Source organism: Faecalibacterium sp. OF03-6AC (assembly GCF_003478175.1).
Taxonomy (GTDB): domain Bacteria; phylum Bacillota; class Clostridia; order Oscillospirales; family Ruminococcaceae; genus Faecalibacterium; species Faecalibacterium taiwanense.
This window is the reverse complement of record NZ_QUEN01000005.1, coordinates 81506-101648: the sequence shown is the minus strand read 5'-3', so window position 1 is coordinate 101648 and position 20143 is coordinate 81506. Positions and strand designations below refer to the sequence as shown.

Below are 20143 nucleotides of genomic sequence, written 5' to 3'. Positions count from 1 at the left end.
TTTCGACGAAAGTAACAAAGCCTTTGCCGTGTCCGGCACCAGTTACTTCCACAGAGAAAGGACGTGCGATTGAAAAGAACCATTTCCGCAATGCGGGGTCCCGGCTCCCTCAACCATAACCGGAGAAGTTTCACCGCTGAAAACGTAGACCCGAAGCGCAGCAGTCTGAATGTCGTGTACCGTGATCAGCCGATTCAGAAGGTGTACCACGAACTGTTTGACGAGGCAGTGAAGCGTTACAATGCCAAGCAGAAGCGCAAGGACCGCTGTATCACCGACTACTATGAGCACCTGCGGACAGGCAAGCAGGAAAAGCCTTTCCATGAGCTGATCGTCCAGATCGGCAACAAAGATGATATGGGTGTCCTGACCGAGAATGGCGCACTGGCAAAGGAACTGCTGGACGAGTATATGCAGGGCTTCCAAGAGCGGAACCCGACACTGCGGGTGTTCGGGGCTTTCCTCCACATGGACGAAGCTACGCCCCATCTGCACATCGACTTCGTGCCGTATGTGTCCGGCTGGAAGGGCAAAGGACTGGACACCAAGGTTTCCCTGAAGCAGGCTCTGAAGGCCTTGGGCTTTGCAGGCGGCTCCAAGCGGGAATCTGAGCTGAACCAGTGGATCAACGCCGAGAAAGAGCAGCTTGCTGCCGTGATGGAGCGGCACGGCATCGAGTGGGAACAGAAAGGCACCCACGAAGAGCACCTGTCTGTGCTGGACTTCAAAAAGCAGGAGCGTAGTAAAGAGGTAGCGGCTCTGGAAGTTGCCAAGCAGGAGTGCCAGACCGACCTGACCGAGATGCAGGAGCAACTGGAAACAGCGCAGACAGCTGTAGAAGCCGCTGAACAGCGGGTACAGAAAGCAGAGCTGACCTACCAGAAGCAGAGCCAGAAGCTGAACAAGCTGGCTCCCATCATGGAAGGTTTGGAAAACCTGTCAGCGCAGTACTCCCAGCGGCCAGAAGAATGGGTGCCAGAAGCAGCCACGTTTGAGACCGCCAAGAGCTATCGGGAGAAGAAGGCCATGCCGCTGATCCAGAAGTTGGTGAAGGTACTCTTTGCCCTCCATCGGAAGTACTGGGAGGTTAAGAACGAGAGGGATAAGTACCAGTATTTCTATCAGGACGAGAAGAAAGCTACCCGCCATTTGAGCCAGCAGCTGGAACAGGTAAAAGCTGAGAATTCGCAGCTCTATGCGATGAAACGTGATTTCAGGCGAGTATGGAACTATTTCGGTGCCGAAAAGATGCAGCAGGTCATTGGGTTTATGAGGGAGCAGGAGCAGACCACAGATAGGAGCCAGAAGAAGAACAGGCAGAACAGCATAGAGCTGTAAGCATAGCAGACCCCCGCCAGCGGATGTTGGCGGGGGTCTGTACATATAAGTGATATTTTACTCAAAAAGCTCCGGGGCAATATCCGTCAGAGCAAAGCCGGGAATGTCTTTCTCGTCTTTGTAGATGCCATCTTCAGCCAGAAACTCGACCTTTGCAAAGTCCGCGACTGGAATCTCAGATTCACAGACATACCAGTTCAGGTAGTCATTAGCGGTTTGTTTGAGGGTTGAGGCAACGCTGCGGTCAGCGTTGTACTTGTCGCAGAAAGTGCGCCAAGGAAGATACCGCCAGATTTTACCATTGGTCTTGATGGTAATGCGACACATGATTTTGTCGTTGGACAGACCGGTGTTTTTTGCGCCAGCATGGTCATTGGCGGTCAGCCAGACGACAGGATGATAGTTTTCATATTTGTCAACGGCCTTGATGCCAATTTTATGCCCATTGAAGTACAGTGGCTCCTGATGGAAGGTTGCACGATCGTACTTTAGGTTGGACGGAGTCAGCACTAATTTCCCGGTGGCCAAAATCATCCGATACTTGATGAGGCTGGTGTAATGATACAGATTTTCGGGCAGTTTGGTCTTTTTCGCTTTCATTGGCTTTCCTCTCAGTTCACAGGTGTTTGACGATACGAAACTCCGTCCGAGATACAGACAGTGGACAAGATTGAAAAAAGTGTACACTATCTCGCTGAAAAATGCAATAGAAATTTTTATCGGCTTGCAATCACGGAAAAGCTGTGGTACGCTTTACTAGGATAGTATAAAGGAAAAGTATATCCTTTTTAGAAAAAAGCACAATGATGTACCAATAGTGGTACATTTACTATGTTAAAATGAAAGAAAACAATGCGGGAATCCGCATTTGATGGAGGAAATAAAAATGGTAGACACCAAAAAAGAGCAGGAACGCGAAGAACTGCACCGTGCAATCTGGGCGATTGCGGATGATCTGCGCGGCGCAGTGGACGGATGGGATTTCAAGAGCTACGTTCTCGGTACGATGTTCTACCGTTATATTTCGGAGAACATTGCCAGCTATATCAATCAGGGCGAAATTGATGCAGGCAACCCGGACTTCCGCTATGAGGATATGCCTGATGCAGAGGCAGAGCAGGCACGGGAAGGGCTGGTACAGGAAAAAGGGTTCTTCATCCTGCCCAGTGAGTTGTTCTGCAATGTACGGGCAAAAGCGGCCAGCGACGAAAACCTCAACGAAACGCTGGAAACAGTCTTCCGGCACATTGAGGAATCCGCAAAGGGCAGCTCCTCCGAGGGGCAGTTTGCAGGGTTGTTCGATGATTACGATGTGAACAGCAACAAGTTGGGGGCGACCGTTGCCAAGCGCAATGAGAAGCTTGTGAAACTGCTGAACGGCGTGGCAGATATGAACCTTGGCGATGTGAAAGAGCATGACATTGATGCCTTTGGCGATGCCTACGAATACCTGATGACCATGTACGCCAGCAATGCAGGCAAGTCCGGCGGCGAGTTCTTTACGCCTGCCGATGTTTCGGAGCTGCTGACCCGGCTGGGTACGGTAGGCAAGAAGGAAATCAACAAGGTCTATGATCCTGCCTGCGGTTCCGGTTCGCTGCTACTGAAGGCAGAAAAGGTGCTGGGACGGGATGCTGTGCGCAATGGCTTCTTTGGACAAGAAATCAACATCACAACGTATAACCTATGCCGTATCAATATGTTCCTGCACGACATCGAATTTGACAAATTCGACATTGCCTGTGAGGACACGCTGACAAATCCGCAGCACTGGGATGATGAACCTTTTGAGCTGATCGTATCGAATCCGCCGTACTCCATCAAGTGGGCCGGTGACGAGAATCCGCTGCTCATCAATGACCCGCGTTTTGCTCCGGCTGGTGTGCTGGCTCCGAAGAGCAAGGCAGACTTGGCCTTTATTATGCACTCGCTGGCATGGCTGGCTTCCAACGGCACGGCAGCAATCGTCTGTTTCCCCGGCATTATGTACCGTGGCGGTGCAGAACAGAAGATCCGCAAATATCTGGTGGACAACAACTTCATTGACTGCATCATCCAGTTGCCGAGCAACCTGTTCTTTGGGACTAGTATTGCCACCTGCATCATGGTGTTGAAAAAGGGCAAAACGGACAATAAGGTGCTGTTCATTGATGCTTCTTCCGAGTGCGTCAAGGTGACGAACAACAACAAACTCACCCCGGAAAACATTAACAAAATAGTGGACACCTTTGCACAGCGGGCAGAAGAAGCACACTTCTCCCATCTGGCGGAGTATTCCGAGGTGCAGGAAAATGACTATAACCTGTCGGTTTCCACTTATGTGGAAGCCAAGGATACCCGCGAGAAGATTGACATTGTGAAGCTGAACGCTGAAATTGCGCAAATCGTAGCACGAGAAAACGAACTGCGGGCCGCCATTGACCAGATCGTGGCAGAAATCGAGGGCTGAGATGGAAAGCGAAAAGAAAGATTCTGCATTGGTACGTTCTTCTGCGGCGGAATACCTGACCTTTGTTGCCTCTACGGGCGAGGATAAGGACAGCATTGAGATGCGCTACGAGGATGAAAACATCTGGCTGACGCAAAAGATGATGGCGACCCTTTACGATGTGGGGCTTCCGACCATCAATGAGCATATCAAAAAGATTTATGCTGACCATGAGCAGGACGAAGCGGCAACTATTCGGAAATTCCGAATAGTTCAAAATGAGGGTGGCCGACAGGTTACTCGCAGCGTGAACCACTATAATCTGCAAATGATTATTGCGGTCGGCTTCAAGGTGAACAACCAGCGGGCGGTGCGGTTCCGTGTCTGGGCAAATCAGATCGTGGAGCAGTACACCATCAAGGGATGGGCAATGGACGAGGAACGCCTGAAAAACGGCGGCACAGTCCTGACCAAGAAATACTTTGAAGAGCAGTTGGAGCGCATCCGGGAGATTCGCATTTCGGAGCGCAACTTCTACCAGAAACTCACCGACATTTACGCTACTTCGCTGGATTATGACCGCAACGCGCTGACCACAAAAGAGTTCTTTGCAAAGGTGCAGAACAAGATGCACTATGCCGTGCATCGCCATACGGCGGCAGAGCTGATCTATGAGCGGGCGGATGCCGAAAAGCCGCACATGGGGCTTCACACATGGAAGGATGCTCCCAACGGCAAAATCAAAAAGAGCGATGTTTCCGTGGCGAAAAACTACCTGACCGAAGATGAAATGAAATCCATGGAACTGATCGTTTCGGCATACCTCGACCTTGCCGAGAACCGTGCCCGCCGTCATATCCCTATGACCATGGAGGACTGGGCCAAGCGGCTGGACATCTATTTGCAGGCGGATGATCTGGAAGTGCTGAAGGATGCAGGCAAAATCTCGGCGCAGCTGGCAAAAATGCACGCCGAAACGGAGTTTGAAAAGTATCGTGTGGTACAGGATCGGCTGTACCAGAGCGATTTTGACAGATATTTGGTGGAAAATAGTGAAACTTGACATAGAGGAATAAAAAATGCGCCTGTCAGATGTATTATCAAAGGAACCTAGCTTGGAATTCCAACAAGTCGATGGATTTCTGAAAAAGAAACTCCCGTGTGGTGGACAGCAAAGATTAGACGTAGGCGTTGTTTGCAGGGCCTTTTACTGTAAAAACTGTGGAAGCGATTTAACCTTTTCAATGGGAGATAGAGCTAAAATAGCATGTATCGGTGTCACAAATTATTTGGTAAGTATCGATTGTGTGTTGAAATGCCCCCGATGTGCAACAACTGTTCCTATTTGGTATTTGGTGGAAAGTAGAAATGAAGTTACAGATACTACGGTTTGGGTAAGAATCTTGAAAAGGACAGAAAAACTTCCAGAGAATGTTTCAATTTCACATGGTGCATACGGAAAATATACGGAGTATTTGGATAAGGCGGATAGGGCCTTTAGTGATGGGCTTGGAGCAGGAGCAATTGTCTACTTAAGAGAAATCATGGAAGGCATTACATATCAAGTGGCGCAAAATGAAAATATAAACTTGATAGGGCAAAAAGGAAAAAGGCGCCCATTCAAACAGTCGCTGGAGGAAGTTGATAAAAAGTGTCATATCATTCCAAAAGAATTCTCAGAAAAGGGATATAGGCTGTTTAGCGAACTGAGTGAAGTCGTTCATGGAAATTCAGACGAAGAAACAAGCTTGAAAAAGTATAGTGCCTTGAAGAGATTAGTTATTGGAATATTGGATAATGTAAAAAATAACGAGACACTAATAAAAAATAGCGAAGAAATATTGCAAAAGATTCGTGAACTTGGATGGAATGATGAACTGGATGGAGAATAAAACAAATGAGTAAGCTGGACGATTTGATTCAAAAACTTTGCCCGGATGGTGTAGAGTACAAGCCATTGTCGGAGATATTCAATACACGTAATGGGTATACGCCATCAAAAAAAGAAAAGAACTTTTGGGAAAATGGAACAGTACCATGGTTTCGTATGGAAGACATTCGGGAGAATGGCGGTATTCTCGACCATGCTATGCAGTACGTTTCTATAAATGCGATAAAGGGTGACCCTTTCCCGGCAAACTCTATTATTGTTGCTACGTCAGCAACAATTGGTGAGCATGCATTGATCACAGTGCCGTCTATTGCAAACCAGAGATTTACATATTTGATGATAAAAAATCAATATCGAAATGAGTATGATCCAAAATTTTTGTATTACTATTGCTTTAAGCTGGACGAATACTGCAAAGAATGCTTGAATCAGGGGAATTTTGCATCGGTCGATATGAAGAAATTTTCTAAATTTCAATTTCCACGGTTGCCCATGGAGATTCAGCGTGAAATTGTTGGGGTTCTAGACAATTATACAGAGGTTACAGCTAAAATCAAAGCAAGTCTTGAAAAAGAACTTGTAGCCCGGCAAAAGCAGTATGAATTTTATCGGGATAAACTTTTAACATTTGATGTCCTCAGGGGGGGGACAATTGATTTTCGATGGAGGATGCTCTGCGAAATCGCGGACATTAGTACAGGTAATAGCAATACGAACGAGGCGGTGGAAGATGGCAAATATCCGTTTTTTGTTCGTTCTCAGGAACCGTTGCGAAAAAACGATTTTGAGTATGACGAAGCGGCAATTATAACGGCGGGTGATGGTGTAGGTGTAGGAAAGGTATATCATTATATCGAAGGAAAGTATGCCCTACACCAACGGGCATACCGTATTCACATCAACACATCGGAAGTTGTGCCTAAATATTATTTCCATTACATGAAAGCAAAATTTTTGCCATACATTCAGAAAACGATGTTTCAAGGCTCTGTTGCATCTATTCGTAGACCTATGCTGAATGCTTTTCCTGTGCCTGTTCTACCTCTCGATGTCCAGAACCGCATTGTAAATGTGCTGGACAACTTTGAGAAGATTTGCTCCGACCTAAATATTGGTCTGCCTGCTGAAATTGAAGCCCGGCAGAAGCAGTACGAGTATTACCGCGATAAACTCTTGACATTTGCAGAAATCGGCAACACAATTTAGAGCAGAGCAGAGCAGAGCAGAGCAGAGCAGAGCAGAGCAGAGCACTGATTAAGCTCTTGCAGTATGTGTTTGGCTATGTGGTTGTTACGCTTGAAGATATTGCCGAAAACTGCGACAGTATGCGTAAGCCTGTCACAAGCGGAAAACGTGAAGCGGGAGAATACCCGTATTATGGGGCTTCTGGTATCGTGGACTATGTAAAGGATTATATTTTTGACGGTGATTACCTGCTTGTGTCGGAGGACGGGGCAAATCTTCTGGCAAGGAGTACGCCAATTGCGTTTTCAATTTCTGGAAAGAACTGGGTCAATAATCATGCGCATGTTCTGAAGTTTGATTGTTATGAAACTAGAAGATTTATTGAATTTTATTTAAATTCGATCGACTTATCTTCTTATATTTCAGGTGGAGCACAGCCTAAATTGAACCAGAAGAATTTGAACCGAATTGAAATTCCGCTTCCGAGTCAGGAGCGGCAAAAATATATTGTGGAAATTCTTGACCGTTTTGATACAATCTGCAATGATTTGACCAGCGGCCTGCCTGCGGAGATTGAAGCAAGACAAAAGCAGTATGAGTTTTATAGGGATAAACTATTAAGCTTTAAGGAGTTGAACTGATTGAAGTATACTGAAATGAGGGCAGAAATTCTTCGACCATGTATGGTCATTGACAATTTTATTGATGGAACGATGGAGCCATACTCGTATGAAGATTATCTGCGAGATTTTGTAAATCATTCAGACTACTTCTTGCAAAAGTCGAATGGAAAACCGTATAGCAAACCTGTTTCGGAGTCAAATGGAGAATGGGACTGTATTTCGGATGGGTATTCATTTGATTTTAAACTCTTTACATCTCAATCAAGACTACAGGCGGCAAGAATTTTTTCGCAATCAATTACACTGGTTGCACCAGGGGTGGTGCTTTATGGTCCGCCGCTGGTATCAAAAAACGATGAGAACTATAAAGAGATCACTTGCATTATTCCATATGCGATGTTTAGAAGCTTGAACTTTAATGAGATAGTTGAAATTCGCAAAAAGGAAAAGTATGCCAAAGAATTGGAAAAAGAGGTCGTGCAGATTATAAAGAAATTTGAAACGAAGAAAAATTTGATGATGTTCTTTCCGTATAATATCAATTTCGACTTAAATGATGACTTTGAATCTGGAAAAAATCTAGCACTAAATAGTATTTATTCGGATTTTAAGAAACTCTTTCAATATCGAACGGAGAATTGCGCGGAATACGATACCTATATTGCGTTTATATATCAGGCAAAAAATTTTATGATTACGCGCTGGACGGGCGAAAAACTTGAGTATGTTGATATAATACCGACTCAGAGAAGCACATTATTTTGCAATTTAGAACGATATTCAGGAAAACCATTGGCAGGAGGAATTTGAAATGTCCTTTTTCAATATCGTTGCGGCCACCAATGAAGATACTGTTGTTGCCGCCTATGAGCCCTCCAAGGTGCGCTCGGACAGCTACCAGAGCGAGGCGGAACTGGAAAAAGAGTTTATCCGGCTGTTGTGTGAGGAGGGCTATACCTATCTGTCGCTGCATACCGAGGATGAACTGATTGCCAACCTCCGCAGCCAGTTGGAAGAGCTGAACCACTACCAGTTTTCGGACACAGAGTGGCGGCAGTTTTTCAGTGATGTAATTGCCAACCCCAACGAACATATTCCCGAAAAGACCCGGAAGATTCAGGAAGATAACGTGCAGGTGCTGCATCGGGATGATGGCAGTTCCAAAAATATCACACTGATCGACAAAAAGAACATCCACAACAACCGTCTGCAGGTCATCAACCAGTATGAAGTGAAGCAGGCAGACGGTGCGCGGCATGATAACCGCTACGATGTGACGATTCTGGTCAACGGCTTTCCGCTGGTTCATGTGGAACTGAAGCGGCGCGGGGTGGCCATCCGGGAGGCGTTCAACCAGATCAACCGCTATCAGCGGGATTCGTTCTGGGCAGGCTGCGGCTTGTACGAATATGTGCAGATTTTCGTGATCTCCAACGGCACAAATACCAAGTACTACTCCAACAGTACCCGCTACAATGCCATCAAGGACTCCAAGAACGGAAGAACGAAAAAGGAAAAGACCAGCAACAGCTTTGAATTTACCTCTTACTGGGCGGATGCAAACAACCGGGTGCTGACCGATTTGATCGACTTTACCCGGACATTCTTCGCTAAGCACACGATCCTGAATATTCTGACCCGGTATTGTATCTTCACCTCGGAAAAGATGCTGATGGTGATGCGTCCCTACCAAATCACGGCAACGGAGCGGATTCTGAACCGCATTGAGATCGCCAACAACTACAAAAAGTATGGCAGCATCGAAGGCGGCGGCTACATCTGGCACACCACAGGCTCCGGCAAAACGCTGACTTCGTTCAAAACGGCACGGCTGGCATCACAGCTGCCCTATATCGACAAGGTGCTGTTCGTGGTAGACCGCAAGGACTTGGACTACCAGACCATGAAGGAGTATGACCGCTTCGAGAAGGGTGCAGCAAACTCCAACACCAGCACCACGATACTGAAACGTCAGTTGGAAAACCCGGAAGCACATATCATCATTACCACCATCCAGAAGCTGGCGACCTTTATCAAGAAAAATCCGGGGCATGAGGTCTACCAGAAGCACGTTGTGATCATCTTTGACGAGTGCCACCGCAGCCAGTTCGGTGATATGCACGGTGCTATCGTTCACAACTTCAAAAAGTACTACCTGTTCGGTTTTACCGGAACACCGATTTATGCAGCAAATGCAGGTACGAGCGGAAAATCCGGCATGAGAACAACGCCGCAGCTATTTGGCGGTGAGCCAAATGAAAAAGGTGAGAAAGTTCTGCCGCTACACACTTACACCATTGTGGATGCTATCAACGACAAAAATGTGCTGCCATTCCGTGTGGATTACATCAAGACGATGGATGCAGAGCCAGACATGGACGACAAGCAGGTTTGGGACATTGACCGGGAAAAGGCGTTCATGGCACCCAAGCGTATTTCTCTGGTGACAAAGTACATCCTCGACCACTTCGACCAGAAAACCTATCGGGGAGACAAATCGTATGAGTTCAATCTGCTGACGAATGTGGCGGAGGTTGCCTCTGCCCAGCGTGGTGCAGTGGAGGAAATCAAGCAGAAGCAGCGTGTCAGCGGCTTTAATTCGATTTTCTGCGTGGCTTCTGTGCCGATGGCGAAGCTGTATTATCAGGAATTCAAGAAGCAGATGGCGGCAGACCCAACCAAGCGGCTGCGCATTGCCACCATTTACAGCTATGGAGCCAACGAAGTGGAAACGGATGGCATTCTGGACGAGGAAAACCCGGAAGATACCTCCAACCTCGACCAGAGCAGCCGGGATTTTCTGGATGCCGTCATTCAGGACTACAACGAGATGTTCCATACGAACTATTCTACCGATGGCGAACGGTTCCAGAATTACTACAAAGATGTATCGCTCCGCATGAAGAACAAGGAGCTTGACCTGCTGATCGTGGTCAATATGTTCCTGACAGGCTTTGATGCCACGACCCTGAACACCCTGTGGGTGGACAAGAACCTGAAGATGCACGGTCTGATTCAGGCGTTCAGCCGGACAAACCGTATCCTGAACAGCATCAAGACCTTTGGCAATATCGTCTGCTTCCGCAACCTGCAAAAGCGAGTGGATGCGGCAATTTCGCTGTTTGGAGATAAAAATGCGGGCGGCATCGTTCTGCTGCGCAAATACGCGGACTATTACCACGGTTATACGGATGAGCAGGGAAAATATCATCAGGGCTACGCAGACATGATTGATGACCTGACGCAAAAATTCCCGCTGGCAGAGCCGCGGATCGTTGGAGAGCAGAACCAGAAAGATTTTATCGTGCTGTTTGGCGCACTGCTGCGGATGCGGAACTTGCTGTCTTCCTTTGATGATTTCAAGGGCAACGAGCTGATCTCGGAGCGTGATTTGCAGGATTATCTTGGCCGCTATCAGGATTTGCGGGATGAATGGCGCAACAAAAAGCACGATGAAACCAAAGAGGACATCACCGATGATGTGGTGTTTGAGGTGGAGCTGATTCGGCAGGTGGAAATTAACATTGACTACATCCTGATGCTGGTCAAAAAGTACCATGACACTCATTGCGATGATAAAGAAGTGCTCATCACGATTCGCAAGGCGATTGACGCCAGCCCGGAACTGCGCAGCAAAAAGCAGCTGATCGAAACCTTTATTGCAGGGGTCAACGATGTGGATGACGTGATGGCAGAGTGGAACAGCTATGTGTCCGAACAGCGAGAGAAAGAGCTTGCAAAGATCATCCAAGAGGAAAAGCTGAAGGAGCCGGAGACACGCAAATATCTGGCCAATGCGTTCCGTGATGGTGAGATCAAAACTGTGGGCACTGATATTGACAAACTGATGCCTCCTGTTTCCCGCTTCGGCGGCGGTGGCCGTGCGCAGAAAAAACAGGGCGTGATCGATAAGTTGAAAGGCTTCTTTGATAAGTTCTTTGGGATTGGAACCAAGATGCTTTGAAATTAAGAGTGGAGGAATGCGAAAATGCCGAGTGTTGATCTTGGAAAACTGTATGATGGAATGCAACAAGAAATGGAAGCAGGGCTAAAGACTGGCGCATCAGTATTGATGCATCCTGGAATGAAAGGGGACGACACAGAAGATAATTGGAGAGAGTGGCTAATGGCATATCTTCCGAATAGATATGCTGTTGCCAAAGGAGTTGTAATTGATGCAGATGGGAACGAAAGCGAACAAATAGATGTAATCATTTACGATAGACAGTACTCATATCTGGTGCTTAAACACAATGAAACATTTTTGATTCCAGCGGAAAGCGTATATGCAGTTTTTGAAGTAAAGCAAAGCCTAAACAAAGGCTATATGGAATATGCCCAACATAAGACAGAAAGTGTAAGAAAATTAAAACGGACATCAGTGGCAATAAAGCACGCAGGAGGAAAATATGACCCTAAACCACTACACAAAATTGTTGCAGGACTATTAACAACAACATCTGACTGGGCAGAATCGAGTACTATAGATAACATTGCAAACAACCTATCTGAAAACGAGTTGAAAAGGCTTGATATGATATGCTGTGTGGCAGCAGGAACTTTTGTATGTGATCGAGGGGATAAGACAATAAGTTACTGCGACAAGTCAAAATCACTTGTATATTTTCTTTTGAAAGTTTTGGGAAAATTGCAGGAAATAGGAACCGTACCAGCAATTGATTATAATGCGTATGCGCAAAAGATAGAAGTTCATCAACATCCATAAGAAAGGAAAGACTATGGCGAAACAGCGGGATTTCAATAATTTCTTGTCGGAAATCGAACCGAGTAGTACAACAGTGGCATATATTAGCAGTTTGCAAAGTACATTGAGGGATTATCTGAAGAATCATGATACTTATAAAAAAATACATGTAGATACATTTTTGTCCGGTTCATACGCAAAACATACATCTATTAGACCCACATCTAAAGGGAAAAAGAGAGATGTGGACATTATAGTTGTGACGTCTTATGAGATGACAGATGATTCCAAGAAAGTAATAAGTGAGTTAAAAGATGTCTTGATTCAAAATGCGAATTATAATTCAGCAACAATTCAATCGCATTCTGTTGGAATTGAGATGGGCGGACTGTCAATAGATGTTGTTCCAGTTATCTCTGATCAAGATGATGAGGAAGTGTATTATATTGGGGATTCTAATACAGGAGAATGGACAAAAACTGATCCTAAAGGTCATAAAGTGTGGTCTACTACAGTCAACAAAGAACATAATAAAAAATATAAACCACTTGTAAAAATATTTAAGTGGTGGCGTCAGACAAATTGTCCAGAGGATATTAAATATCCCAAAGGAATTACACTAGAAAAAATCATAGCAGATAATTTGGGAGATTCATCTCTTGGAACAGAAGATTTTCTTATTGCAACAATGCAAAATATAGTAGCTACATATAAAGAAGATTATGCAGATGCCGGAGTGAATCCAACTATAAGTGACCCATCAGAAAAAATTGAGGGCAATGATCTGCTTGCTGGGTATAGTACAACGGATTTTTCTAATTTTATAGATAAACTTAGTGAGCATGTTTCAATGTTAAACGATGAAGGAACAGAAAATGATACATGGAGAAAAATATTAGGAGATGAATTCCCCAAAGAAGGCTGCAAGGCTATTGCATGCTCAAGCGTTAGTAATGTATACAGTTGTATATTCGCACCTTATAAGGAAAAGCCAAGATGGCCTATGCAGCGTGGTGGAGCTGCTTTTATAACATTAAGAGTGACTGCAGCAGATGGAAGCGATGTTGAGTATATAAGCAACGATATCCCACTTGAAAAAAGATGCACATTGCATTTTCGGGCATTAACTGGAGTAAGGCGACCATATAGCGTTATATGGCAAGTTGTGAATACTGGGCAAGAAGCTACAATGGCAAATTGCTTACGAGGAAATTTTGAACCATCCAATGAGGGATTTGATGGGAAGAGGGAAAGCACTTTGTATAAAGGAACACATTCAGTGCAATGCTTTATTATAAAAAATGGAATTTGTGTAGCGAAAAGTAAGGAATTTATTGTTAACATTCGGTAGTAGAGAACAGACTTGCTTTATGAGGGAGAGTTCGTTATAATACTCACAGAGACTCCGCTGGTTGAGTGATACTATCCTGATACTAAAAAATCAGCAAGCCGCATCTACCACGGCAATCTCATGGAAAAGTGAACATCCAAGAACAGGATAACTAAACAAATTTGTTTAGTGACAGTCTGGACTTACCGAGCTCGAGTGATCTGCAAACCCTGAAAAGTATTGATACAATGCGATATTTTGAGAGCTGAAAGGCTTTCTGATACTGCTTTGATACGATCGGGCGATTATTCACAAAGAGAGACATGAGAATGCCCTCTGAGAAACGGTAAGTTTTTCAGAGGGCATTTTTGTGTCTTTTATTCTTTGCGCCACTTTTTCTTCGGCTCGTAGCGTCCGCAGCCATCGGCGGTCTGGGGCCAGTTGAGCTTCCATTCCAGATACCGTCCCCATGATCGGTATGCTGATGATCCCCAAGACCTGCGTCTATGTGTGTACAGGTAGTTTAACAGGATACTTGATCTTTGCCGCGATCACGACGCATCCAGCAATTCGTCCGGGTCCTCGATGGCTTCTTCGATGGTCTCTTCCTCAGGAGTGGGTTCATCGACATCGGACGGAGCGAACAGGTCACGGATGAAGTCGCGCAGGAGGACGAGGCTGTTGTCAAGGTCGGCATCCTCGCTCAGCAGCTGCTGGATCATATCCGGCTTATCGGTGATCAGGTCGTCCACGCCGATGCTCAGCAGTTCGCTGGCATCCTCTTCGCGGTTGACGGTCCATGCGGAGATCGTCTTGCTGCGCTTATGGATCTGCTGCACCATACCGGAGGTGATAAAGGTGGACTGTACGCTGAAGAAATCTGCGGCAGGCAGATCGTAATAACTGCCCACGCCCAGTGCAAGGATATAGCCGGTCCGGATCTCCGGTGCCAGATCCTTGACCTTGCAGAGGGTTTCATAACTCTGCGAGGTGATGGTGCAGTCCTGCGCAAAGCCTTTTTCGCGGATGATGCGGATGGTTTCCGCTTCCAGCTCCGGGGTGGCGGCATTGGGTTTGATCTCAATGTTCAGCTGGATCTTACCTTTGCACAGGTCCAGCACTTCTTCCAGTGTGGGAACTTTGACACCAGTGTACTTCTGGCCGAACCAGCGCCCGGCATCCAGCTTGCGAACCTCGTTATAGGTCAGGTCGTAGATGTTCTCGCTGCGGCCGGTGCAGCGGCGCAGGCTGGTATCGTGGGTCACCATGACCACGCCGTCCCTGGTCATCTGCACATCCAGCTCGGCCCACTCGCAGCCCTGATCGATGGCCAGCTGGAAAGCAGGCAGGGTGTTTTCCGGTGCGGCAGCGGAGTAGCCGCGGTGCGCGGTGACTACCGGCGCAACGCCGCCCAGCATGGAGAGCAGCTCGTCGTCTCTGGGCAGGGCAAGGTAACAGAATGCCAGCGCAAAGGTGAGCAGAGTAGCACCCGCAACCGATGCACCCAGAAGCAGCCTGCCGGTGGAACGGTGATGCTTTCCGCTCTGGACCGGCTCCGGCTCAGAGGGGAGAGGCTCCCGCAGGCGGCAGTGCAGCATGGCGAGGATCGTGCACTGCGCTATGGTGATGGCGCAGTCAATCAGGAACTGGAAGAAAGGCATCTCAATGGCCAGCGCCGCGCGGGACAGTGCAAACATGGCCTGTGTGCTCTGCAGCCCGACCGCGATGATGATGCCGTACAGCGGCACGGCAACCGCTGCCGTCAGCAGCAGGGAACGCAGGACGACCGAGAGGTTCCAGCGCAGCAGCAAAAGAAAAGCACGGAAGACGCGCCTGCGGATGCAGCAAAAGCTTTCCTTTACCGACTGCCACAGGCTTTTGCGCTCCAGCACGAACAGCGGCAGCACCAGCACCCAGCTGACACAGAGGAACAGCAGGGCGGCACCGGCAGCCAGATAGAGCAGGTAATACCGGCTGTTTGCCCGGATGACACCCATGATGTATTCCGGCACGGCAAGCTGCGTGATATAGTTATAGGCGAGGAAAAAATTGGTGAACGGGATCAGCACGGCACTGTAGATCAGAACGAGCCAGTTCTGCGGCAGGAATGCGTGGCGGATATCCGCAAGAGAGGTGCGCAGCAGGGCAGGTAGGCAGATCGTTTCGCCCTTGCGGGCAAGATCCAGCCCATGCAGCAGGACGGAAAACTCATACAGCGCCCAGAACGCGGTCAGGATGGCAATGAGCGTGATGCACAGGATGATCGCGGGGGAGGAAAAGATATCGGAAGCGTTGTTGTTGCTCAGGTAGTGCATGGGTGCGAACCGCAGCGTGAGCGACCAGAGCTGCTGCATCAGGGGGACGAACAGCAGGTTCGTTGCAGCCTTATACAGGACGATGACCGCGAGCAGGGGAATCTCGGCGCGGCGGATGATAGCCCGGGCGGAGTGCTTCATGGAGTTGTAGGTTTCGTTGGAGGCGCGGAGTGAAGTGAGCAGATCTTTCAATTTGACATGGCCTTCCTTTTATATTCTGCAAAATGACCCGCCCCGAAGCTTCTCGGCGGGCTGTTCTGCGAAAAAAATTTACATATTAAATATAGTGTAACATAACTTCTTATAAAATAAAATGCAGCAGGGGAAGACAGAATCCACAAAATTGAAAGAGAATTTTTGGCAGCTGAGTGTGCGGTGCAAAATGCCCGCAAAAAGGCGGGAAAGCGGAGAAACGATGAATCGTTAAAAAATTGTAGAACTTTGCGCGACAGATGTTGATTCGCATGGACTTTTATAGAATCTCTTGCATTTTTATGGAAAATTCAGTATAATAAAACTAATTTTGAAAGCTCACACAGACAACCAGGAGGTCTTACCATGGCTTCAAAGATCAATAAGGGAGAAATCCTCGCCAAGTTTTTTGATGACGGGGAATACACTGCACTGTTTGCTGACGGTGCAGTGAGCGCTGCCTGCGGCTATGCGGCAGGTCAGCAGGCTTACGCTGTTTACCAGAACGGCGAAGCTGTTACCGTAAAGGATGTTGAAAAGAACATCAAGGTTCTGGAGATGGCAGCTCAGACTGGCTGCCCGGTCGTCACCTTCTACAACTCCGTCGGCGCAAAGCTGGCTGAGGGTCTGGACGTGCTGACCGCCAGCGCAAAGCTGAATGCGCAGATCGCAAAGGTTTCCGGCGTGATCCCGCAGGTGGCTGTTGTTCTGGGTGTCTGCGGCGGCACCAGCGCACTGAGCGCTGCCAATGCAGATGTCTGCATCATGGCTGAGGGCGCAGAGCTGTTCTTCACCGCTCCGTTCACCTCTGCTGCCAAGGGCGACAAGGTGGCCGATGCCGGCACCGCAGCCGCCGCTGCAAAGGCTGGCGTGGCTGCCATTGTGGCACCCACTGCTGAGGAAGCTGCCGAGAAAGCTGCTCACATCGTGGGCCTGCTGCCGGCCAATAACCTGACCGGCCCTGCGATCTTTGAGTTCGAGCAGCCCACTGCTGCTCTGACTGCCGGTGCAGAGCCTGCAAAGGCTGCTGCTGCCGTGGTCGATAAGGACAGCGCTGTGGAGCTGTATGCAGGCTTTGGCAAGTCTGTTTACACTGCATTTGCCACCGTGGGCGGCAACGCCGTGGGCGTTGTGGCCACCGGCAAGACCCTGTGCCACAACTGCGTGGCCAAGGCTTCCCGCTTTGTGCGTCTGTGCGATGCCTTCAGCGTGCCGGTGATCACCATTGTGGATACCGAGGGCTTTGTGCCCAGCGCGACCGACGACATTGCAGGCGGCATCCGTGAGGCTGCCCGTCTGGCTGCTACCTATGCCGACGCTACCACCGCAAAGGTGGCTGTGCTGGCTGGCAAGGCCGTCGGCCCTGTTTACACCGCTCTGGCTGCTGCCGATCTGCGCATTGCCGTGGCTGGCTGCACCGTCAGCGCACTGGAACCCAGCGCAGCGGTCAGCGTCCTGTACAAGGAAGAGATCGATGCTTCCGACAACATCATTGCAGCCACCAACGCAAAGGCTGCTGCTTACACCGCCGAGGTGTGCAGCGCAGCAAATGCAGTTGCCTGCGGCGCTGCTGACCTGACCTGCGATGCAGCCAATGTGCGTGCAAGCGTTGTTGCCGCACTGGAACTGCTGAGCACCAAGCGTGCTGCCCGCCTGCCCAAGAAGCACGGCAACATGGCTCTGTAATCGTCTGTATAAATCTTTTTGATACGATTTTGATTTGGAGGATCCTTCCATGAAGTACTACAATATTACCGTCAATGGCGTTGCTTACAGCGTCTCCGTGGAGGAGACTGCCGCTGGTGCTGCTCCGGTTGCTGCTGCAGCTCCTGCCGCACCCGCTGCTCCTAAGGCTGCTCCGGCTCCTGCTGCTGCTCCCAAGGCTGCTGCAGGCGCTGCTGGTGCCGTTGCCGTCAAGGCTCCCATGCCCGGCAACATTCTGGATGTCAAGGTCAAGGCCGGTGCATCCGTGAAGGCTGGCGACGTGCTGGTGATCCTGGAGGCCATGAAGATGGAGAACGAGATCGTTGCTCCGCAGGATGGCACTGTGGCTTCCATCAACGTCAACAAGGGCGACACCGTCAACTCCGGTGACGTTCTGGTTTCCATGAACTAAGGGAGAGGTGACAATCATGGCCAAAAAGCCGATCAAGGTTACTGAGGTCGTCCTGCGCGATGCCCACCAGTCTCTGCTGGCCACCCGCATGACCATGGATGAGATGCGTCCCATCCTGCCGGAAATGGATAAGATTAACTACTTCTCCGTGGAGTGCTGGGGCGGCGCTACGTTCGACAGCTGCATCCGCTTTCTGGACGAAGACCCGTGGGAGCGCCTGCGCATCCTGCGCAAGGAGCTGCCCCACCAGAAGCTGCAGATGCTGTTCCGCGGCCAGAACATGCTGGGCTACCGCCCCTACGCAGACGATGCCGTTGAGTACTTTGTGCAGAAGTCTGTTGCAAACGGCATCGACGTGATCCGTATTTTCGATGCACTGAACGATCCGCGCAACCTGCAGACCGCCATCAAGGCAGCCAACAAGGAAGGCGCTCATGTGCAGGGCTGCATCAGCTACACCCTCAGCCCCGTGCACAACAACGAGTACTTTGCAGCCTACGCCAAGACCCTGGAGGAGATGGGCGCAAACTCCATCTGCATCAAGGATATGGCCGGTCTGCTGACCCCCTATACCTGCTACGATCTGGTGAAGAAGCTGAAGGAGACCGTCAGCATCCCTGTTGACATCCACAGCCACTACACCGCAGGTCTGGCTTCCATGTCCATCCTGAAGGGCATCGAGGCAGGTGCCGACATCATCGATACCGCCATGAGCCCCCTGAGCCTGGGCACCAGCCACATGCCCACCGAGAGTCTGGTCGCTGCCCTGCAGGGCACCGATTACGACACCGGTCTGGATCTGAAACAGCTGAACGTTGTGCGCGCATACTTTGCAAAGCTGCGCGAGAAGTACATTGCCAACGGCCAGATCAGCCCGAAGAGCCTCGGCGTGGATGCAAACACCCTGCTGTATCAGGTGCCGGGCGGCATGTTCTCCAACATGCTCAAACAGCTGAAGGATGCCGGCAAGGAAGATAAGCTGGACGAAGTGCTGGCAGAGATCCCCCGCGTCCGCGAGGATGCAGGCTATCCGCCGCTGGTCACCCCCACCAGCCAGATCGTTGGTACGCAGGCTGTGTTCAACGTGATCCTGGGCGAGCGCTACAAGATGGTCACCAAGGAGTTCAAGGGTCTGGTCCACGGTGATTACGGCAAGACTCCCGCTCCCATCAAGCCCGAGTTCACCAAGAAGATCCTGGGCGACGAGCAGCCCATTACCTGCCGCTTTGCTGATACTCTGGCTCCTGAGATGGACAAGCTGAAGGCAGAAGCTGCCAAGTGGGCAACGCAGGAAGAGGATGTGCTGACCTACGCAATGTTCCCGCAGGTGGCACCCAAGTTCTTTGAAAAGCGCAATGCCAAGAAGCAGGGCGTGGACGGCGACCATGTGGACTACACCAATCAGTCTCATCCCGTCTGATCTTTCATAACGGATTCAGGAGCTTCCCGCTTTTGCGGCGGGAGGCTCCTTTTTGTGTTTTGCACCGGATCTGGCCCCAAAAATGGGCGGCGGCTCATTGACATGAAAATCCATCCATTTTATAATGAATCAAAATGGATGCAGCCGACACCCGGGCATCCCCGGAAAAAGAAGAGGTGATCTGCATGAGAAGCATCACGGTACAGCGCCTTGCGGAATTTACAGAGCAGGATTATGAATTTACCTTCGGCATCACTCGGAAGGAATTTGCCCAGATGCTGGAAGCACTGAATGCGGCTTATTGCAAGGAACACCGGCGCAGGCCGCATTTTACCAAGATCACAATGCAGGATAAGCTGGTGCTGACTTTGCTCTACCGCCGCGAGTACCGCAGCATGGAGAACATTGCGGCAGAATACGGTGTCTCCCGCGATACCATTGCGGACAATATCCACTGGGTGGAGCGCGCACTGCTGAACGCAAATCTGCTGCAGAACAGCGTGACCTGCGTATATAAAACCAACTGAAACAGGCTCTGATACAGGATCGGAAGATTTTGTATCAGAGCTTTTTTGCTTTGCACCGTGTATTGCGGCCGGT

General features: G+C 49.1%; 16 protein-coding genes. 14 read left to right on the top strand and 2 right to left on the bottom strand.

Annotation, left to right across the window (positions count from 1 at the left end; translation table 11 throughout):
• Window positions 1-69 precede the first annotated feature (69 nt).
• Window positions 70-1338 carry a plasmid recombination protein gene (locus tag DXA66_RS07445; protein ID WP_243089053.1) on the top strand — a complete coding sequence of 423 codons (1269 nt, stop codon included), beginning with the start codon at window positions 70-72 and terminating at the stop codon, window positions 1336-1338.
• A 57-nt stretch (window positions 1339-1395) separates the two neighbouring features.
• On the opposite strand, the gene DXA66_RS07440 is transcribed toward DXA66_RS07445, so the two are convergent.
• Entirely contained in the window at window positions 1396-1938 is a 543-nt protein-coding gene (locus DXA66_RS07440; RefSeq protein ID WP_118527923.1) for a hypothetical protein, read from the bottom strand.
• A 286-nt stretch (window positions 1939-2224) separates the two neighbouring features.
• Here DXA66_RS07440 and DXA66_RS07435 point away from each other — a divergent pair, with 286 nt between their 5' ends.
• The 9 genes from DXA66_RS07435 to DXA66_RS14110 all read left to right on the top strand — a co-directional run bounded on the left by DXA66_RS07435 (window position 2225) and on the right by DXA66_RS14110 (window position 13521).
• Window positions 2225-3787 (top strand): type I restriction-modification system subunit M, encoded by a 1563-nt coding sequence (locus DXA66_RS07435; RefSeq protein WP_118527921.1) that lies wholly within the window; start codon window positions 2225-2227, stop codon window positions 3785-3787.
• A 1-nt stretch (window position 3788) separates the two neighbouring features.
• Complete coding sequence (locus DXA66_RS07430) at window positions 3789-4829, top strand: virulence RhuM family protein (protein WP_118527919.1); 1041 nt, start codon at window positions 3789-3791, stop codon at window positions 4827-4829.
• A 16-nt stretch (window positions 4830-4845) separates the two neighbouring features.
• Window positions 4846-5658 carry a hypothetical protein gene (locus tag DXA66_RS14115; protein ID WP_147365162.1) on the top strand — a complete coding sequence of 271 codons (813 nt, stop codon included), beginning with the start codon at window positions 4846-4848 and terminating at the stop codon, window positions 5656-5658.
• Between the two features lie 5 nt (window positions 5659-5663).
• Window positions 5664-6863 carry a restriction endonuclease subunit S gene (locus DXA66_RS07420; protein WP_118527915.1) on the top strand — a complete coding sequence of 400 codons (1200 nt, stop codon included), beginning with the start codon at window positions 5664-5666 and terminating at the stop codon, window positions 6861-6863.
• 65 nt (window positions 6864-6928) lie between these two features.
• A complete protein-coding gene (locus tag DXA66_RS07415; protein WP_243089059.1) occupies window positions 6929-7483 on the top strand; it encodes a restriction endonuclease subunit S in 555 nt (184 codons plus the stop codon).
• Window positions 7484-8275: a hypothetical protein gene (locus tag DXA66_RS07410; protein WP_118527911.1), complete on the top strand. Its 792-nt coding sequence runs from the start codon at window positions 7484-7486 to the stop codon at window positions 8273-8275.
• 1 nt (window position 8276) lies between these two features.
• The gene (locus DXA66_RS07405) at window positions 8277-11429 is read left to right on the top strand and encodes a type I restriction endonuclease subunit R (protein WP_118527909.1); all 3153 of its coding nucleotides are present in this window, start codon (window positions 8277-8279) and stop codon (window positions 11427-11429) included.
• A 24-nt stretch (window positions 11430-11453) separates the two neighbouring features.
• Complete coding sequence (locus DXA66_RS07400) at window positions 11454-12191, top strand: DUF6602 domain-containing protein (protein WP_097777949.1); 738 nt, start codon at window positions 11454-11456, stop codon at window positions 12189-12191.
• A gap of 13 nt (window positions 12192-12204) precedes the next feature.
• Window positions 12205-13521, top strand: coding sequence for a nucleotidyltransferase (locus DXA66_RS14110; RefSeq protein WP_147365161.1), 1317 nt, complete (start codon window positions 12205-12207; stop codon window positions 13519-13521).
• A 530-nt stretch (window positions 13522-14051) separates the two neighbouring features.
• Here DXA66_RS14110 and DXA66_RS07390 read toward each other — a convergent pair.
• A complete protein-coding gene (locus DXA66_RS07390) occupies window positions 14052-16007 on the bottom strand; it encodes a glycerophosphodiester phosphodiesterase family protein (RefSeq protein WP_243089052.1) in 1956 nt (651 codons plus the stop codon).
• A 366-nt stretch (window positions 16008-16373) separates the two neighbouring features.
• Between DXA66_RS07390 and DXA66_RS07385 the strand changes: the two genes are divergently transcribed.
• The 4 genes from DXA66_RS07385 to DXA66_RS07370 all read left to right on the top strand — a co-directional run bounded on the left by DXA66_RS07385 (window position 16374) and on the right by DXA66_RS07370 (window position 20070).
• Window positions 16374-17693, top strand: a complete 1320-nt coding sequence (locus DXA66_RS07385) for a carboxyl transferase domain-containing protein (RefSeq protein WP_118527907.1) — start codon at window positions 16374-16376, stop codon at window positions 17691-17693.
• A 49-nt stretch (window positions 17694-17742) separates the two neighbouring features.
• Complete coding sequence (locus DXA66_RS07380; protein WP_005940233.1) at window positions 17743-18123, top strand: biotin/lipoyl-containing protein; 381 nt, start codon at window positions 17743-17745, stop codon at window positions 18121-18123.
• A 16-nt stretch (window positions 18124-18139) separates the two neighbouring features.
• On the top strand, window positions 18140-19543 hold the full coding sequence (locus tag DXA66_RS07375; protein WP_005940236.1) for an oxaloacetate decarboxylase subunit alpha: 1404 nt from the start codon (window positions 18140-18142) through the stop codon (window positions 19541-19543).
• A 185-nt stretch (window positions 19544-19728) separates the two neighbouring features.
• Window positions 19729-20070, top strand: a complete 342-nt coding sequence (locus tag DXA66_RS07370) for a transposase family protein (RefSeq protein ID WP_118528073.1) — start codon at window positions 19729-19731, stop codon at window positions 20068-20070.
• Window positions 20071-20143 lie beyond the last annotated feature (73 nt).

What these genes read in the sequence shown, in the direction of transcription:
- DXA66_RS07440 (WP_118527923.1), bottom strand. Translation starts at nt 1,938, where the DNA reads ATGAAAGCGAAAAAGACCAAACTGCCCGAAAATCTGTATCATTACACC.
- DXA66_RS07435 (WP_118527921.1), top strand. Translation starts at nt 2,225, where the DNA reads ATGGTAGACACCAAAAAAGAGCAGGAACGCGAAGAACTGCACCGTGCA.
- DXA66_RS07430 (WP_118527919.1), top strand. Translation starts at nt 3,789, where the DNA reads ATGGAAAGCGAAAAGAAAGATTCTGCATTGGTACGTTCTTCTGCGGCG.
- DXA66_RS14115 (WP_147365162.1), top strand. Translation starts at nt 4,846, where the DNA reads ATGCGCCTGTCAGATGTATTATCAAAGGAACCTAGCTTGGAATTCCAA.
- DXA66_RS07420 (WP_118527915.1), top strand. Translation starts at nt 5,664, where the DNA reads ATGAGTAAGCTGGACGATTTGATTCAAAAACTTTGCCCGGATGGTGTA.
- DXA66_RS07405 (WP_118527909.1), top strand. Translation starts at nt 8,277, where the DNA reads ATGTCCTTTTTCAATATCGTTGCGGCCACCAATGAAGATACTGTTGTT.
- DXA66_RS07400 (WP_097777949.1), top strand. Translation starts at nt 11,454, where the DNA reads ATGCCGAGTGTTGATCTTGGAAAACTGTATGATGGAATGCAACAAGAA.
- DXA66_RS14110 (WP_147365161.1), top strand. Translation starts at nt 12,205, where the DNA reads ATGGCGAAACAGCGGGATTTCAATAATTTCTTGTCGGAAATCGAACCG.
- DXA66_RS07385 (WP_118527907.1), top strand. Translation starts at nt 16,374, where the DNA reads ATGGCTTCAAAGATCAATAAGGGAGAAATCCTCGCCAAGTTTTTTGAT.
- DXA66_RS07380 (WP_005940233.1), top strand. Translation starts at nt 17,743, where the DNA reads ATGAAGTACTACAATATTACCGTCAATGGCGTTGCTTACAGCGTCTCC.
- DXA66_RS07375 (WP_005940236.1), top strand. Translation starts at nt 18,140, where the DNA reads ATGGCCAAAAAGCCGATCAAGGTTACTGAGGTCGTCCTGCGCGATGCC.
- DXA66_RS07370 (WP_118528073.1), top strand. Translation starts at nt 19,729, where the DNA reads ATGAGAAGCATCACGGTACAGCGCCTTGCGGAATTTACAGAGCAGGAT.